General features: G+C 47.9%; 15 protein-coding genes. 8 read left to right on the top strand and 7 right to left on the bottom strand.

Annotated elements, in window-relative coordinates:
* Nucleotides 1-20 precede the first annotated feature (20 nt).
* The 3 genes from pflB to abc-f all read left to right on the top strand — a co-directional run bounded on the left by pflB (nucleotide 21) and on the right by abc-f (nucleotide 4,959).
* On the top strand, nucleotides 21-2,270 hold the full coding sequence (gene pflB, locus ABIC15_RS09530; RefSeq protein ID WP_041261474.1) for a formate C-acetyltransferase: 2,250 nt from the start codon (nucleotides 21-23) through the stop codon (nucleotides 2,268-2,270).
* Between the two features lie 24 nt (nucleotides 2,271-2,294).
* A complete protein-coding gene (gene pflA, locus ABIC15_RS09535; protein ID WP_354020567.1) occupies nucleotides 2,295-3,017 on the top strand; it encodes a pyruvate formate-lyase-activating protein in 723 nt (240 codons plus the stop codon).
* A 271-nt stretch (nucleotides 3,018-3,288) separates the two neighbouring features.
* Nucleotides 3,289-4,959 (top strand): ribosomal protection-like ABC-F family protein, encoded by a 1,671-nt coding sequence (abc-f, locus tag ABIC15_RS09540; RefSeq protein WP_354020568.1) that lies wholly within the window; start codon nucleotides 3,289-3,291, stop codon nucleotides 4,957-4,959.
* Between the two features lie 75 nt (nucleotides 4,960-5,034).
* On the opposite strand, the gene rsgA is transcribed toward abc-f, so the two are convergent.
* Nucleotides 5,035-6,084, bottom strand: a complete 1,050-nt coding sequence (gene rsgA / locus ABIC15_RS09545; RefSeq protein ID WP_214766415.1) for a ribosome small subunit-dependent GTPase A — start codon at nucleotides 6,082-6,084, stop codon at nucleotides 5,035-5,037.
* Between the two features lie 271 nt (nucleotides 6,085-6,355).
* Here rsgA and ABIC15_RS09550 point away from each other — a divergent pair, with 271 nt between their 5' ends.
* From ABIC15_RS09550 to ABIC15_RS09570, 5 genes are read left to right on the top strand one after another with little or no spacing between them, the layout of a single operon-like run.
* Nucleotides 6,356-6,736, top strand: coding sequence for a lmo0954 family membrane protein (locus ABIC15_RS09550; protein ID WP_012369508.1), 381 nt, complete (start codon nucleotides 6,356-6,358; stop codon nucleotides 6,734-6,736).
* A gap of 58 nt (nucleotides 6,737-6,794) precedes the next feature.
* The gene (locus tag ABIC15_RS09555) at nucleotides 6,795-7,418 is read left to right on the top strand and encodes a PspA/IM30 family protein (RefSeq protein ID WP_354020569.1); all 624 of its coding nucleotides are present in this window, start codon (nucleotides 6,795-6,797) and stop codon (nucleotides 7,416-7,418) included.
* Nucleotides 7,419-7,477: 59 nt separating this feature from the next.
* The gene (gene liaF / locus ABIC15_RS09560; RefSeq protein ID WP_012369506.1) at nucleotides 7,478-8,197 is read left to right on the top strand and encodes a cell wall-active antibiotics response protein LiaF; all 720 of its coding nucleotides are present in this window, start codon (nucleotides 7,478-7,480) and stop codon (nucleotides 8,195-8,197) included.
* Entirely contained in the window at nucleotides 8,194-9,219 is a 1,026-nt protein-coding gene (locus ABIC15_RS09565; protein ID WP_214766421.1) for a sensor histidine kinase, read from the top strand. Before liaF ends, ABIC15_RS09565 begins: the two co-directional genes overlap by 4 nt.
* Entirely contained in the window at nucleotides 9,216-9,845 is a 630-nt protein-coding gene (locus ABIC15_RS09570; protein ID WP_012369504.1) for a response regulator transcription factor, read from the top strand. The genes ABIC15_RS09565 and ABIC15_RS09570 overlap by 4 nt, the downstream gene beginning before the upstream one ends.
* Nucleotides 9,846-9,950: 105 nt before the next feature.
* On the opposite strand, the gene ABIC15_RS09575 is transcribed toward ABIC15_RS09570, so the two are convergent.
* The 6 genes from ABIC15_RS09575 to ABIC15_RS09605 all read right to left on the bottom strand — a co-directional run bounded on the left by ABIC15_RS09575 (nucleotide 9,951) and on the right by ABIC15_RS09605 (nucleotide 16,229).
* On the bottom strand, nucleotides 9,951-11,642 hold the full coding sequence (locus ABIC15_RS09575; RefSeq protein ID WP_376778097.1) for a b(o/a)3-type cytochrome-c oxidase subunit 1: 1,692 nt from the start codon (nucleotides 11,640-11,642) through the stop codon (nucleotides 9,951-9,953).
* Nucleotides 11,643-12,113, bottom strand: a complete 471-nt coding sequence (locus ABIC15_RS09580) for a cytochrome c oxidase subunit II (protein WP_012369502.1) — start codon at nucleotides 12,111-12,113, stop codon at nucleotides 11,643-11,645. It abuts the gene before it with no gap.
* A 443-nt stretch (nucleotides 12,114-12,556) separates the two neighbouring features.
* Nucleotides 12,557-13,264, bottom strand: a complete 708-nt coding sequence (locus tag ABIC15_RS09590; protein ID WP_012369500.1) for a Crp/Fnr family transcriptional regulator — start codon at nucleotides 13,262-13,264, stop codon at nucleotides 12,557-12,559.
* 163 nt (nucleotides 13,265-13,427) lie between these two features.
* Entirely contained in the window at nucleotides 13,428-14,570 is a 1,143-nt protein-coding gene (locus ABIC15_RS09595; RefSeq protein ID WP_354020570.1) for a CDP-glycerol glycerophosphotransferase family protein, read from the bottom strand.
* A 55-nt stretch (nucleotides 14,571-14,625) separates the two neighbouring features.
* A complete protein-coding gene (gene tagD, locus ABIC15_RS09600) occupies nucleotides 14,626-15,015 on the bottom strand; it encodes a glycerol-3-phosphate cytidylyltransferase (RefSeq protein ID WP_012369498.1) in 390 nt (129 codons plus the stop codon).
* Nucleotides 15,012-16,229 (bottom strand): CDP-glycerol glycerophosphotransferase family protein, encoded by a 1,218-nt coding sequence (locus ABIC15_RS09605; protein WP_214850390.1) that lies wholly within the window; start codon nucleotides 16,227-16,229, stop codon nucleotides 15,012-15,014. The genes tagD and ABIC15_RS09605 overlap by 4 nt, the downstream gene beginning before the upstream one ends.
* Nucleotides 16,230-16,296 lie beyond the last annotated feature (67 nt).

The following is a 16,296-nucleotide window of genomic DNA, read 5'->3' on the forward strand; positions in this document are numbered from 1 at the left end:
CAACCAAAGGAGTGTTCATGATGTTACTTGAAAAAACGCCAGCATGGCAACAATTCGAAACAGGCGCGTGGAACAATCAGATTGACGTGGCTGATTTCATTCGCCGCAACCGGACAGAGTACCGGGGAGACGATCAGTTTCTCGCCGGTCCTACCGTTGCTACGGAAACACTGTGGCAACAAATCATGAATTTAACAAGTGAAGAACGTTTACGCGGCGGGGTCTATGCCGTCGATGCCTCGACACCTTCAACGATTCTGTCACACGGTCCGGGGTATCTCAACCGCGAGCTCGAACAAATCGTCGGTCTGCAAACCGACGAACCGTTCAAACGGTCGATTCACCCGAACGGCGGCATCCGGATGGTCAATGATGCCTTAGAAGCTTATGGTTTTCAAGCGGACCCGCTCGTCACCAAAACGTTCAGTGAATACCGGAAAACACATAATCAAGGTGTATTTGATGCCTATACTCCTGAAATGCGTGCCGCCCGTAAAGCCGGGATCATCACCGGTCTTCCCGATGCATATGGACGCGGGCGGATCATCGGTGACTACCGACGGGTTGCCCTGTACGGTACCTCCTTCCTGATTGCACAGCGAAAACAGGATTTACAGGACCGTGGCGGCTTCTTATCGGAATCGATGATTCGCGACCGCGAAGAGATGAACGAACAAATCCGGGCGCTGCAGGAACTGACCGAACTCGGACAACGGTATGACTGTGATTTATCCCGTCCGGCCGAAACCGCCCAGGAAGCGTTCCAGTGGGTGTATCTGGCTTATCTCGCTGCCATTAAAGAGCAAAACGGCGCCGCGATGTCACTCGGCCGCGTCTCGACATTCCTTGACATCTACATTGAACGGGATTTACAGACCGGTCGTTTGACGGAACAAACGGCACAGGAACTCGTCGATCATTTTGTCATGAAACTGCGCATCGTCAAATTCCTCCGGACACCGGATTATAATGATCTATTCTCCGGCGATCCGACCTGGGTCACGGAATCGATCGGCGGAATGAGTGAAGACGGCCGCTCCAACGTCACCAAAAGTTCGTTCCGCTTCCTGCAGACACTCGTCAATCTCGGTCCGGCTCCCGAACCGAATCTGACGGTGCTTTGGTCGACAAAACTGCCGCGCGGATTTAAAGAATTCTGTGCCAAGATGTCGATTCTCTCCAGTTCGATTCAGTACGAGAACGATGATTTGATGCTGCCGGTTTATGGCGATGATTACGGCATCGCGTGTTGTGTTTCCGCCATGAAAATCGGGAAACAGATGCAATTTTTCGGCGCACGGGCGAACCTCGCAAAAGCATTACTCTACACGTTAAACGGCGGTATGGATGAAAAACTCAAAATACAGGTCGCTCCAAAGACCGACTTGATTCTCGATGACGTCCTGGATTATGAGACGGTCATGGCTGCTTACGACCGCCAGCTCGACTGGTTGGCGGAACTTTATGTCAATACACTGAATGTTATTCACTTCATGCATGATAAATACAGTTACGAACGTCTCGAAATGGCATTACACGATCCGGAAATCTTACGGACGATGGCTTGCGGTATTGCCGGTCTGTCTGTCGTCGCTGACAGCCTGTCCGCGATCCGTTACGCTACCGTCTCCCCGATCCGCGATGCGGACGGAATTGCGGTTGATTTTAAAATCGAGGGCGACTTCCCGAAATTCGGCAATAACGATGAACGAGTCGATCAGATGGCCGTTGATCTCGTCAAACTGTTCATGGAAAAAATCCGGAAACATCCGACGTATCGTGATGCTTTACCGACTCAATCTGTCCTGACGATTACTTCGAACGTCGTCTACGGCAAAAAAACCGGTAACACACCGGACGGACGACGGGCCGGTGAACCGTTCGCACCAGGCGCTAATCCGATGCACGGGCGCGATACGAAAGGGGCTGTCGCCGCGTTGACATCCGTCGGCAAATTACCATATGAACATGCACTCGACGGCATCTCTTATACGTTCTCGATTGTCCCGAAAGCCCTCGGGAAAGACGAACCGACACGAATCCGCAACACTGTCGGACTGCTCGACGGCTATATGGGCGGAACTACTTCAAAAGGACATCACTTAAACGTCAACGTCTTTGACCGGGAAACGTTGCTTGACGCGATGGAACATCCGGAACTTTATCCCCAGTTGACCATCCGGGTTTCCGGTTACGCCGTCAACTTCATCAAATTGACCCGCGAACAACAAATCGACGTCATCAACCGGACATTCCACGGTGCACTTTAACGGAACAGAAAGGACGGAATAACCATGACACACGGAACGATTCATTCTGTTGAATCCTGCGGTACGGTCGACGGACCCGGCATTCGCTTTATCGTCTTCACACAAGGCTGTCCTTTACGTTGCCAATACTGCCATAATGCGGATACGTGGGAATTCGGATGCGGTCGTTCCGTCTCGGCAACGGAAATCATTGAAGAAGCGGAAAGTTACCGCTCCTTCTTTGACGCAACAGGCGGCGGTATCACGTTTTCCGGTGGCGAACCCCTCGCCCAGCCGGAGTTCCTTGAAGCCGCACTCCGGGAAGCCAAGCAAAAAGGATTGCATACCGTCATCGATACAGCCGGCTCGGTCGTCCCGAAAAATATTGACCGGATTCTCGATTATACGGATCTCGTATTACTCGACATTAAGCATATCGATGACGCCACCTGCCGGATTTTGACGGGACGGAGTAATGCCAATACCCTTGCCTTCGCCAAACGATTGGCGGAGCGGAACATTCCCGTCTGGATCCGTCACGTCCTCGTGCCCGGTTTGACGATGACGGAGACGTTCCTTCGACAGACCGGCGAATTCATCCGGACACTCGGGAATGTCGAACGGGTCGAAGTCCTGCCTTATCATCAGCTTGGCGTCTACAAATGGGAAGCACTCGGTCTCGACTATCCATTGGCGGATGTTCTGCCGCCGAGTCCGGAAGAAGCTGCAGCTGCACAAACCCTGCTCGATTCTTACTTGTCTTGCTGACGACAAGTTGCTACACTGAACACATAGTCTATGAACAGGAGGTACAATACCGAAATGAAGCATTCACTCGCTACTGTCTAATGATGAAAGAATTCATCACTTTCGCAATGAGTTGCGGATGACTGACGCTACGAGTCTGCTCATTTTCGGTATTTCCGTCATACGGGATATACCTTCTTTGATTTGCACTCCTGCACACCATCCGCTCGCTTTCGGATGGTGTGTTTTCATTTCATCACAATTTGAAATGAACCTCAAAGGAGCTGAACCTATGCCTGCTGAAATCTTATCCATTCATGATCTACGCTTTGACCTTCCCGAACAGACGTTGTTTCAACACATTTCATTTTCGATCCGCCCCGGTGAACATGTTGCTTTGGTCGGTGCCAATGGTGTCGGTAAAACGACACTCTTTCAGCTGATTTTAAAGCAGCTTCAACCGATGGAGGGAAACATCTTCCGCGGCTACACGACGATCGGTCACGTCGCCCAGCATCTCACCTCAAGTGCACCTGCCATCCGGCTCGTCAAACAAGCCGACCGACTCCGGTATCAGGCGCGGGAAGCGGCGCTGCATGCCTCTTCACTTGAAATCTACCAAACGGCACTCGATCTCGATGCGTTTTCTCTTGAGGCGGATGCGGCAAGGGCTTTAAAAGAAGTCCAGTTACCTGAACATGTCTGGCTTCATTCGTTTGACACACTCAGCGGCGGTGAACAGACCCGGATTCAGCTGGCCTGTCTGTTGGTCAAGCAACCCGATTTCATTCTGCTCGATGAACCGACCAATCATTTGGATTCGGAGACGCTTGATTGGTTGATCAACTGGATCAATCAGACAGCGATCACTATTTTGTATGTCTCGCATGAGCGGGCTTTCATCGATGCAACAGCCGATGCTGTCATCGAACTGACACCGCATCAAGCGACACGCTACAAAGGTAATTATCAAGCATATCGTCAGCAAAAAGAACAGGAACGCCTGACCCAGGAACGCGAGTATGAAAAGCAGGAAAAAACACGGAAGGAACTCAAACGGATGATCACCCAGTATCAAAACTGGCATCAACAGGCTGTTGCTCACGCCAGCGAACGGGATCCTTACGCCAAGAAAAAAGCAGCGAAACAAGCCAAGAAATTTAAGGCAAAAGAAAAACAACTCGAACAGACAATCGATCACCGGGTCGCCAAACCGGAACATCCAGCCTCCGTTCATGTGGCATTCGAAGCAGCATCCTTTGCCGCCAAACAACTGTTTATGTTAGACAAAGTCGCTTTTTCGTATGACGGTCGGACGTTATTTAAAAAACTGACCTTTTCCATGCAACAAGGCGACCGGATTGCTGTCATCGGCCGGAACGGATCCGGCAAGACGACCCTGCTCCGGCTGATTCAAGGGGAGCTCGATCCGATGGAAGGAACAATCACGCGCCATCCCGCGCTGACAGTCGGCTACTTTTCACAGGCTCTTTCCAATTTACCGGTTTCCGGTTCCCTGCTCGATGCGTTACTGCAGGAGACGACGATTTCCGAAACCGATGCCCGGACGCTGCTTGCGTGTTTTCTGTTTCGCCGGGATCAGGTGTATAAACCGATTGCTGAAGCCAGCATGGGAGAGCGATGCCGGATTGCTTTCTTACGACTTTACTTTTCCGGTGCCCGTTTGTTGATTTTGGATGAACCGACCAACTATCTTGATTTGACGACCCGTGAACAAATTGAAGCCGCCCTTGACGTCTTTCCGGGTGAACTGTTATTTGTTTCGCATGATCGTTATTTTAATGATCGTCTTTCGAACCGGACTATTACTTTAGATGGGGATGCGAGCGTTCATCCGGTCGGTACGAAACCATTGCGGGAACAGCAGCCCAGTGACATTCAAGCCATTCAACACGATTTAAAGCGTCTTGATGATTTGACGGGAACAATTTATTTTGATTAACAGCTGATTCAATGAAACGAACGACGCCTCTCTGATTTATCAGAAAGGCGTCGTTCGTTTCATTACTACATTCCATCATCGCTTTTGATATTTTAATTTCGTCCGTGCCTGTGCCTGTTTGTGAATCTTCTTCCACTTTTCTTTTTCCTCAGCCTGAAGAACTGCGTTTTGCTTTCGTTCTGCATAGGCAACTTCGCGCTTCAGTTTCAGGAAGCTGCCCCACCGTTCATGTGACAGCGTGCCTTCTGTCAGCGCCGCTTGGACGGCACAGCCCGGTTCTTCGCCATGCTGACAATCCCGGAAACGGCAGGATTCCGCCAGCTCCTCGATATCCGAGAAGGTGGACGTCAATCCGTCCGTTCCGTCCCATAGTCCAAGTTCCCGCATCCCCGGTGTATCAACGAGTAACAATCCGCTCGACAACCGTTTCAGCTCCCGGTGTGTCGTCGTATGCCGGCCCCGTTCATCATCTTCGCGGACACCGCCCGTTTCCATCAACTGTTCTTCCGCCAACGCATTGACGAGCGTTGACTTCCCGACACCGGATGATCCGACGAGAACAATCGTCTCGTTTGGTCGCAATGCTTCACGTAAATCATCTAATCCTTCTCCGGTCAGCGAGTCGACAGCAAAATACGGTGTCCCAAAGGCAACTGCCTCCACCTCGGACAGGAATTCGTCAGCGGACGCTGTCAGACTCTTTTTCGTTAAGACGATCACGGGTGTGGCGCCTGCTTCCCATGCGACCGTCAAATAGCGTTCCAGGCGACGAACGTTAAAATCGTGCCCGAATGCCATGACGAGTAATGCAATATCGACATTCGCGCAAATCACCTGTTCCTCGGTTTCCGTTCCGGCTGCTTTTCTGGAAAATTGCGTACTCCGCGGCAAAACACGTTCGATTCGTCCCTTACCGGCTTCTCGTCCGCTCTGAATCACCCAGTCCCCGACGGCCGGCAGTTCAGCTTTCGTTAACGCTTCAAACCGCAGCTTTCCGGATAATTCACTTAGCGTTTCCCCGTCAGTCGTCATCACACGGTACTGTTTTTGAAAGACTGCCGTTACACGGCCTAACTGTTCATTTGTTCCGGTCTCATACGCCGGTACTTTACCCCATTCGTTCAAATGGTTTCCTCCTCTGATTTAAGGGAGGGAAACCCCTCCCTGTGTTCCGATACGGTTTTCTTTCACGTGGCTGATTGCATACATAAAAACACCACTCCTCTCGTTTCTTATCGCCGTATTTTACCATATCTCATTTTACCGACCTAGCAGAATCGTTAAAGTCAGACTTCCCTACTCCGCCTCAAGTCGGAGACGATTCCGGTCCGAAGGGCGTCGTGCCTCTTCTCTTCTTCCCTTAAGATAAGAGTATCAAGAAAAAGGAGGCTTCATCATGAAGCAATCAAAAGGGAAACAGGTCTTGATGGCACTTGCCGGTCTCGCCCTTCTCGCTGTCGTCATCGGTACATTACCGCATATGATCGGACTCGGGCTCGGTGCACTGCTCGCTTTTTATGCCATCAGTAAGTTTATCCAAACCTCAAATGTTTTTGCGAAAATCGGATTTGGACTGCTCGCAGCAATCGGCATCGGTTTTGCCTTATCGAACATTTGGGCCGTTTTAGGAATCGCCGCCGCACTGGCACTTTACATCGGATACATGCGTATGAAAATGCAACGGGTCGATTTAAACCAACTGTTCGCCCGTCGTCGCAAGACCTCATCGGCACACTTTGAAGCTGACTGGAAAGATCTCGATAAAAACCGTTACTGAGTCATTCCGTGTTATTTAAACATATTACGTAGATTCAACATCCAAGGAGGAATTTTTGATGAAAAATGTATTTGATCAATTAAACGAATTTGCGAATCAGATGATGACAGAAGTCAAGAAAGCAGCGGATCAAGGGGAAGCACCCGCTAAAAAGCTCGTCCGTCACATCCGGACAACCGAATCAGATTTACAAGAAATCGACCGTTTACTCGAACGTCAACGGACATTACTCGCCGAATTAAAACAAAAGCAGGATGAAGCGAAGGAACTTGCGGACAAACGTTTTGCACAGGTCGAAATCGCCAAAGAAGCAGGCGAACAGGAACTGGCAGAACGGGCTGCCATCGAGTCGAAACATTACGGGGAACAATTCTGTTTCTTTGAAGAACTGATCGTTGAAACGAAACGTGAATTGAATCAGCTCGAACGGGAAGCACTGGAATTGAAACTGAAGCTTGAAGACTTGCAAAACAAACGGTATGAATGGATGATGCGGGAAAACGTATCAAATTTAAAATCAAAGATGAACCAGGTGCTAGAACGCGAACCAAATGCTACTATTAAACAAGAACAACATCCATTCACAACAGAAGAACCTGAATCGAATGAAGAGGAAGCTCCGATCGCAGAAGATGATATCGATGCGCGGATCGCCGATCTCGAACGTCGATTCCAAAAATAAGTATTTGGACGAAGGAGGCATTCTTGCCTCCCTTTGTCATGTCAGGAAGGAGATTGCCCGTGCGACGATTAAGTACAAAACAACTAGTCGGCTACGTGTCGATCCTGTTTGCTCTCGGACTATTCTATGATTTGATGACAGGCGCGGGGAATGTATTATTCGGGGTTCTCTTCCCCTTCCTCCTGTACTATGTCGGTATTCATTTCCGAAAAAGAAATCATGAAAAACTGGCCATCCTGTTTTATATCGTCGGTACAATCATCTTAGCCGGTGTCGTTCTTAGTTCAGCAGCAATCGGCTTCGTCATCGCCGGCATCCTGCTGTATCTCGGAATCATTCTCGTGACACGCCATTCTGTCCGGGAATTCTTTTTCTCAAAAATTTCCCCGAGTCTTTATGAAGAGGAAGGGATCAAGATCCAGCCGGCCTATTCGTTTGCGACCCAACAAGAACTTCCGTATGTCTTAAAGGATTTAAGCGAACAGTTCATCGTCCGTGATCTTGAAATCGACTTGACGCATGCGTATGTTCCGGAAGGTGAGACGCTGATCGTCGTCAGCGGTGTCGTCGGCGATGTCCGGATTTTATTGCCTTCCGGTTATGACTACACGCTCGACACATCGATCGGTTTCGGGAGTGTCAAAACCGATGTCCGTCGTATTCCTACTTTCTTCAACCGCCGGATCCAATACCGGGCCCCCGAATATGACGAGGCTGTCCGGAAAGTCCGGATTCATGTCATGCTCGGCATCGGGAATGTGGAGGTGACCTCGATATGAAACGCGATCAATTTCCGCTTGGTGTCATCGCACTTCAGGTGATGACCGGTTTTTTGACGGCCGTGATGACGACGTTATTATTTTTAAGTACACGCCAAGTCAATTGGCATGTACTTTTCGTCCGTCAACAAGACTTTCCTGTTTTCCTGCTGGTCATCGGCTTATCGCTTCTGCTGCCCCTGGCAGTTGGCAGTATCCATTATTTCTTTTTACGGCGTGATTTCAAGAGAGTCACTACGGCCATTATTGAACTGGAGCAGGGAAAAGAAGTGACGATTGTCAACGGTCCCTATTTCCATACGCTGACACGTCTGTCACGCATCGGGAAACGAATTGATGAACAGGTTGAAACCGTTCAAAAAATCAGTACCCGTCCGCAACATATCGAACAAGTCCGTGTTCAGGCCATTACAGAAGAACGCAAGCGCCTTGCCCGTGATTTACACGATTCCGTCTCCCAGCAACTGTATGCCATCTCGATGATGACGACTGCAGCCAAACAGACGATTCTGACGCAACCGGAAACAGCAGCCAAACAAATCGATTTGGTCGAAACGATGGCCCAGACGGCACAGTCAGAAATGCGTTCTTTATTGTTGCAGCTGCGCCCGGTAGAACTGGAAGGGATGACCCTTCAGCAAGGTCTGACTCAATTGCTGGAAGAATTATCGAGAAAGCAGTCAACCGAACTCAGCTGGAAGCTTGAAGCCATTGAACTGCCCCGCCCGATTGAAAACGAATTGTTCCGGATTGTTCAAGAAGGTTTGACCAACGCGTTGCGCCATGCAAAAGCGTCACATATGGACATCGAGTTGCGTCAATTTAATGATACGGTCATCTTAAGCATGAATGATGACGGTGTCGGCTTCGTCGTCGACGAGAAAAAACTGGCTTCTTACGGCATCAACTCAATGCGGGAACGAACGGCTGAGATGGGCGGAACAATCCGCCTTGTCAGTGTTCCGGGACAAGGAACACAAATTGAAGTAAAATTAAGAAAAGATCGGATGGTGCAAGTATGATACGAGTGTTATTAGTCGATGATCACGAAATGGTCCGTGCGGGTGTTTCTGCCTTTTTGTCCACTCAACCGGATATCGAGGTCGTCGCAGAAGCATCGGATGGACAAGCAGGTGCCGAGCTTGCGCTGAAACATCGTCCGGATGTCGTTTTAATGGATTTAGTTATGGAACCGGTGGACGGGGTCGAAGGAACACGGTTGATTCGAAAAGAATGGCCGGAAGCCAAGATCTTAGTCGTCACAAGCTTCTTGGATGATGAAAAAGTCTATCCGGTCATCGAAGCCGGTGCCATGAGTTACGTCTTAAAAACAGCAAGTGCCTTTGAAATTGCGGAAGCGATCCGTAAAACAGCAGACGGTCAATCCGTCATGGCGGCTCAGGTCACCGGCAAGATGATGGAACGATTACGGAAACCGACCAGTCATCTGCATGATGATTTGACGGAACGCGAACAGGAAGTCTTGCAACTGATGGCACGCGGCATGGCGAACCAGGAAATTGCCGATGAGCTGTTCATCTCTTTGAAGACCGTCAAAACCCACGTGTCGAACATCCTGTCGAAGCTCGACGTCGTCGACCGGACGCAAGCTGTCGTTTATGCCTTTAAACACAATATCGTCAAGTGATCTTTAATATTTTTTATACTTAACAGTGCTCTTATACTCGATAAAAATGACCGGGTTCCTCCTGTATCACAAGAGGAACCCGGTCATTTGTTGTTTTTAGTTGGGTCACCAGAGTTTCCAGCCCGGCGCACCCGGCGGCGCATTTTCAATCATATGCCAAATCGGAACCGTATAGGCAAACGCAATTAACGCAAACGTCACGAAAATCCAGAGTTTCCAATTCTCGAAGAATAACGGCGTCTGCATTGCCGCTTCTTCTGTTTCAGCGACAGGAAACTCTTCCGTCCCTTTCGGTGCCCGGAAAGCGAGCTGGAACATCGCAAATAAGAACAGCAGAATCGACAGGAATAAAATCGTTCCGCCGATCGCCATCGCCACATGATAAGGAATCCAGTCGGCGACAAGAGAATCCTTAAAGTAAGCCGCAGGACCGGTCCGTCTCGGGTTACCGAGTAGTCCTGAGATGTGCATCGCTGTCGACATGAACAGCATACCAATCGTCCATAACATCGTTTGAACCAGTCCGATCCGATTGATTTGTTTCGTCAATGTCCGCCCTCTGAGCAACGGAACCAGCCAGTAGGCCGTTCCAAAAAACGTCAGTGCAACGGCCGCTCCGACCGTGATATGAAAATGTCCTGTCACCCACAGTGTGTTATGGACGACGATATTTAATTGATGGGACGCATTGATGACCCCGCCGGCTCCGGCCGGAATGAAAAATAACATCCCGACAAATGGTGCTAAAAAACGGACATCCCGGTACGGCATCTTCTTGATCCAGCCGAACAGTCCGGTTGCACCTTGACGGCGCCCCGCCAGTTCAAACGTCGCAAACATCGAGAATGCTGTCATGAGTGACGGAATGATGACCAAAAATGTGAGAACAACCTGAATGTATTTCCAAAAGGCCGAGATACCCGGCTCCAGCAATTGATGATGAAATCCTACCGGGAAAGAAAACAATAAGAATAGTAAAAAGGACATCCGGGCCAAGGCATCAGAAAAAATCTTTCCGCCGACGATTTTCGGAATGACGGTATACCAGACGATATACGCTGGCAGCAGCCAAAAATACACTAGCGGATGCCCGAAGTACCAAAAGAGTGTCCGGGACAACTCAATTCCGACTTTGTCCGTCCAACCGAGTGACAACGGTAACAGCTGAAATAGAATCGTTGCAGCGACACCGAGTGTCGCAACCACCCACAATAACACTGTCATGATACTCATGTAGGCCTGCAGCGGCGGATGGACACCTTTATGCTCCCGTTTATAATCCGCGTACATCCGGAACATCGCACCTGAAGAGATCCACGTCCCGACAACGAAGATGACGAGTCCGATATAGAACACCGGGTGTGCTTTTAACGGTGCATAAAAGGTATATAAAACCGAAGCTTCTCCTGCAAGGACCATCCATGTGACAAGGACGACACCAAGCATCATGAACCAAAAGCCGACCCAACCGAGACGTCTTGGGAATTCCTCAAAACGACCAAACGATTGTCCTAAAAAGGAAAATAATAATCCGAAAATAAATAAGGTCGTAAACACAATCGCCAGCATTAATCCGTGAGCAGTCAACAATTCGTAATAACCGATGCCTGCAATTTCCGGGATGACACCTGTCCGGACGAGGGTTTGCAACAACCCGCACAATCCACCGATCAGCAACGCCACCAGCGAAAAGCTGACATGGGCAAAGGCCAGTTTAGCTTCCTTCAATCCAATGGCTGTAGCGGGAAGACCACGCTCCATCTCAAACTCCTTTAACTTCTTGGAAATGGCATTCATTTACTCCACCACCTTAATTTTTGTTGACATCATATGATGACCGCTTCCGCAATATTCATTACAGACAATCAAATAGTCTCCGGCTTTTTTAAAGGTGTATTCAATCGAATTGATATGACCGGGTACGACCATCATATTGACGTTCGTCTTGACGATTTCAAAGCCGTGAACGACATCTTTTGATGTCACGAGAAAATCCACTGTCGCTCCTTTTTTGATGACCATGTCCTGCGGAGTAAACTGAAATGCTTGTGATACCATGACCGCTTCATAGCGGTTGTCGTCAATTTTTTTTAAGCCCGGTTTATCAAATGGTTTGGTCTGATCCACTTGAGTCGGATCAATCAACGTAGCATCGGACGGTGGTTGATTGCCGGAGGCGAAAGCAGAAATACCGATGATGACTAAAAAAACGGCTAACATCACACAGCCAAACACCAACCAAATTTTCTCCAAACGATGAATGTGCATTGTCTTTCCTCCTTATCTCGAACTAAATAATAGAAAAATCGATCCCCACATCCCGATGATGACTGAAGCAACAATAAAGACGGCGACGATCGTTCCTGATAAATTCGGCTCTGGTTTACTGCTCATAATGTCCGGCTCCCTTCTCATTTCAACTTGATGTCTTGTCTTTATTCTAGAAAAGACAGATCCATCGAGAACGTGATAAATGTCACACCATTTGTGACGATTTCGCGCTTTCTCTTCTAAAAACACACATAAAGTTCACATATTAGTGCAGAAACGAAAAAGGAATCGACTCAAACAGGAATCACCCGTTCTTTTCCGCTCTATCCTGTAAGAGTCGCGTCAAAAGAGTGATTCCTGTGTATACGAAAAAAGGCGGCAGAATTGTCATCTGCCATCCTTTTTGTCGGAGAGACTGACTCAGTCCCTCGGTTCATTTATTAAATCCGGCACACCCCTACCGGGCATCCTTCACAATGACACAAATCTCTTAAATAGTTCGCATCATGGACGATGATTTTGGTTGTCGTCGATGAAATGACCTTGTCTTTTTTCCACTGGGAAAACATACGATTGACCGTTTCACGTGGTGCCCCGATCAACTGACCGAGTTCGCTGTCGGACGGTCGTTTGGATATGACGTAATCTTCCCCGACTTGTTTCCCATGCATGGCAATCAAACGAAGTAAGGTCGAAGCCAGTGCCCCTTGTTTCCCAAACAATAACAAGTCACGCAATTTCGTTTCGGACTGCTTCCGCATCAAGGCTTGCCAGCGCATGATTTCCAAGGCAAACACACCATCCTGCTTCATCAATTCCTCAAGCTTACTTTTCGAAATGACACCCAGTATACTGTCTTCCATCGTTTCAATGCTATAAGAACTGGGAAATGCTTCACCGACATCAAACTCACCGAACAAATCTCCTTTAAAGTATAAAAACATCATTAAAGGACTGCCTTTTTTCGTCAGTTTCGATAGTTTGACACCACCCTGCTTCACGTAAAACAACTTATCGTTTAACTCACCTTCCCAACAAACGATGGAATCCTTTTTAAACGTCACCTCTGTCATGAAGTCTTCCAGTATCATTCGTGTTTCTGCCGATAAGACAAACGTATTGGCTTCAGTCGTTCCGCAAGCAAGCATTTCGCATTCTCCTTTCCTGATTCCTTCTGTCCTTAGTATAAAACATCACAGTTCAAAAAAACGTTTTTTCAAAAGATTGTCAAACATTGTTCACTTTTTCACAAAAAAAAGATAGATAAAAAAATGACCTCTGTTTGTTTAAAAACGGAGGTCATTTTTAGCTTCAGCGTACTTTTCGATAATAATGATCGACAATCCGGCGCGTTGCTTGACCAGGTTGTTCCGTATACCAGATCGTTTTGAATTGTTCCATCGCCATTCGACTTTCCTGCAATGATACATCCGAATTAATCCAGTTCAACATGATCTCAAACTGATCGGTGCAAGTGACCGGTAACGGATCCGGATAGGAATCGATGATACCGGGAATTTGCCGATACGTGTCGATGTCCGGTGTATACAGAACGGTCGGAACACCGAGCAGACAACTTTCAAAAGGAATCGAGGAATAATCGGTTACCAATACGTCGGTAATTAGTAAGTAATCATTGATTGAATATTCATCTGTCACGAAATGGACATGCGCTTTTTGATGCGTGAACATGGAACGGACCGTCGGATGTAATTTGACGAGAATCGTCCATCCTTGATCAGTCAATTGTTCGAGTTGACGAACCGTCTGTCCTTCCATCCCATTATATTCCCGGTAAGTCGGTGCATATAATAGAATACGCCGCTTCGGTTTGACATAGATGTCGGAAAGTTGTTTTTTTACGGTCTGATGTTGCTCGTTAAACCAATAATCCGTCCGGGGAACACCCAATGTTTTAAAAACTGTCCGGGGAAGATCGTGCGGTGCCATGAATTGTTTCGCACATGCTTCTCCAGGTACGATGAAATCCCCATAACGTTGATACACCCGTTTGAAACGTCGCAGGACATGTTTCGGCACCATCAAACTCCTCGATGACATCAGTCCGAATTTTTTTAGCGTTCCTGCAGCATGCCATAACTGAATCCGTTTTGTCCCCTGACGGATCGGAGCGACACTGTATTCACCGATATAGTTATCGATGAATAGGTGTTTCGATGTCGCGAGAAGATAAGCCAGTCGAATAAAACGCAGTCTGCGGTAAGGCAAAGCATATTCTGCCGACCAGGCTTCCGGATTTTTCACAAATTTTTTATCATACACCAGATACCTTTTCTCTTTCGGGAATTCCGTGAGGAGCGCATCATTAATCGGTTTCACGTTATCACCGTAAGTGACCCAAAAGAGCGTTACCGGTCTCAGAGGTAACAAGCAGAAGATTCGATAGAAAATCCGAAAAAGCAGCAAATAGATTTGCACGATACTCTCTCTCACGTTACTCCCCCCTTTCCATGAAGAAAGACCGCACGCGAGGTGTGGTCTTTTTTCATCAACCTTTTCCTAACTCCGTTTTAATCTGGCTTGTCGAAATGCCTTCCGTCCGGCTAAGGTAAACGACTTCACAATATTCTTTCAAGAAGTCGAATTCGCCGGCCCAGTCGTCACCCATGACGAATGTATCGATTTGGTGCTCTTGTACATCCGTGATTTTTTGATCCCAGTTATTTTCGGCAATGACTTCGTCCACGTAGCGAATCGATTCCAAAATCAATTTGCGGTTTTCGAAACTGTGATATGACTCTTTGTGTTTTAAGCGATTGAACTCGTCCGTAGAAATCGCAACTACTAAATAATCGCCCATTTCCTTTGCCCGTTTGAGGATGTTGATATGTCCCCAGTGCAGTAAATCAAATGTGCCGTACGTGATGACTTTTTTCATGATGATTCTCCTTTATGCTGATTGCTGACAGGTTGTAACAGACGTTGATAGGCTTGTACAGACGCGGTTCCGTCATCCCACTGGCAAAATTTCTTTTCAAATGCGTCAAATGCCGGACCGTATCGATCGCTCCATTCGTGCAACCGGTCAATCTCTTCAAATAGCCGTGATTGCTGTAAAACAAGCGGACCCGGGGCTTCCTGCTCAAAGTCAAAATAAAATCCGCGCAGTTGATCCCGGTAGTGTTCTAAGTCATACGTGTAAAAAATCATTGGTCGTTTCAGATGGGCATAGTCAAACATGACGGATGAATAATCCGTGACCATGGCATCTGCCGCAATGTACAGTTCTGAAATATCCGGATAATCCGAAGCATTACGGACAGAAGGATAACCCGCCGTATCGACTTGATCCGCTACCAAATAATGCATCCGGATCAATAACGTATATTCAGTACCAAATTGTTTCTCAAACTGCTCCAGCGAAAACGGCAGCTTAAAGGAATAAGACCCTTTCGCCACGTACTCATTGTCTCGCCATGTCGGCGCATACAAAATGATTTTCTTCGTCCGGTCGATGTTGTAACGGGAATAGACCCGTTCGCGTATTTCCGGATGCCGTTTCGTCTCGTAAAACAAATCATTCCGCGGATAACCGATTTCGAGCAATTCACCGGAAAAATCAAATGCCCGTCGAAAAATCCGACTCGAATAAGCATTCGGTGAAATCAACAGATCCCATTTGGATGCTTCACGTGCAAAGTCCCGCTTGTAGCGTTCGGTCGTCGTATCGGCCATCTGTACATCATCCATGTCGAGCGCCAGTTTTTTAAGCGGCGTCCCGTGCCACGTTTGTAAGTAGATGGTCCCTTTACGTTTGAACAACCAGGAAGGAAGCCTGCTGTTCGAAACCCAGACCCGCGACGTGGCGAGCAGATAAATCCAACGAATCGTCATCCGATTAACGGTCCGAACACTTGGATCATCGAAGACACGGTGTCGATCTTTACTGAAGATCAATTCATATTCCGGATGGTCTTTTTTCAGCGCTTCGTAGATCGAACGTGGATTGTCACTGTATTGTTTCCCTAAAAAGCTTTCAAACAGGAAACGATTTGGATGAACCGGTAAACACGCAAATACCCGCATCACGAGATGCAATCCCGTTTCGACCAGCTTCGTTCTCTTAATCCACTGACGTAATTGACGTTTCAAAACTTATACCCCTTAATTTAACAAAAAATTTACTTTTATAGAATTTCATATAAATCAAACCTCAACC

The organism is Exiguobacterium sp. PvP048, from assembly GCF_040549175.1.
In the GTDB taxonomy this organism is placed as follows: Bacteria; Bacillota; Bacilli; order Exiguobacteriales; family Exiguobacteriaceae; genus Exiguobacterium_A; species Exiguobacterium_A artemiae.

Bases quoted from the DNA above. Each gene is read 5' to 3' on its own strand.
- abc-f (WP_354020568.1), top strand. From the start codon at position 3,289: ATGCCTGCTGAAATCTTATCCATTCATGATCTACGCTTTGACCTTCCC.
- ABIC15_RS09575 (WP_376778097.1), bottom strand. From the start codon at position 11,642: ATGAATGCCATTTCCAAGAAGTTAAAGGAGTTTGAGATGGAGCGTGGT.
- ABIC15_RS09580 (WP_012369502.1), bottom strand. From the start codon at position 12,113: ATGCACATTCATCGTTTGGAGAAAATTTGGTTGGTGTTTGGCTGTGTG.
- pflA (WP_354020567.1), top strand. From the start codon at position 2,295: ATGACACACGGAACGATTCATTCTGTTGAATCCTGCGGTACGGTCGAC.
- ABIC15_RS09590 (WP_012369500.1), bottom strand. From the start codon at position 13,264: ATGCTTGCTTGCGGAACGACTGAAGCCAATACGTTTGTCTTATCGGCA.
- ABIC15_RS09555 (WP_354020569.1), top strand. From the start codon at position 6,795: ATGAAAAATGTATTTGATCAATTAAACGAATTTGCGAATCAGATGATG.
- ABIC15_RS09550 (WP_012369508.1), top strand. From the start codon at position 6,356: ATGAAGCAATCAAAAGGGAAACAGGTCTTGATGGCACTTGCCGGTCTC.
- ABIC15_RS09570 (WP_012369504.1), top strand. From the start codon at position 9,216: ATGATACGAGTGTTATTAGTCGATGATCACGAAATGGTCCGTGCGGGT.
- ABIC15_RS09565 (WP_214766421.1), top strand. From the start codon at position 8,194: ATGAAACGCGATCAATTTCCGCTTGGTGTCATCGCACTTCAGGTGATG.
- pflB (WP_041261474.1), top strand. From the start codon at position 21: ATGTTACTTGAAAAAACGCCAGCATGGCAACAATTCGAAACAGGCGCG.
- tagD (WP_012369498.1), bottom strand. From the start codon at position 15,015: ATGAAAAAAGTCATCACGTACGGCACATTTGATTTACTGCACTGGGGA.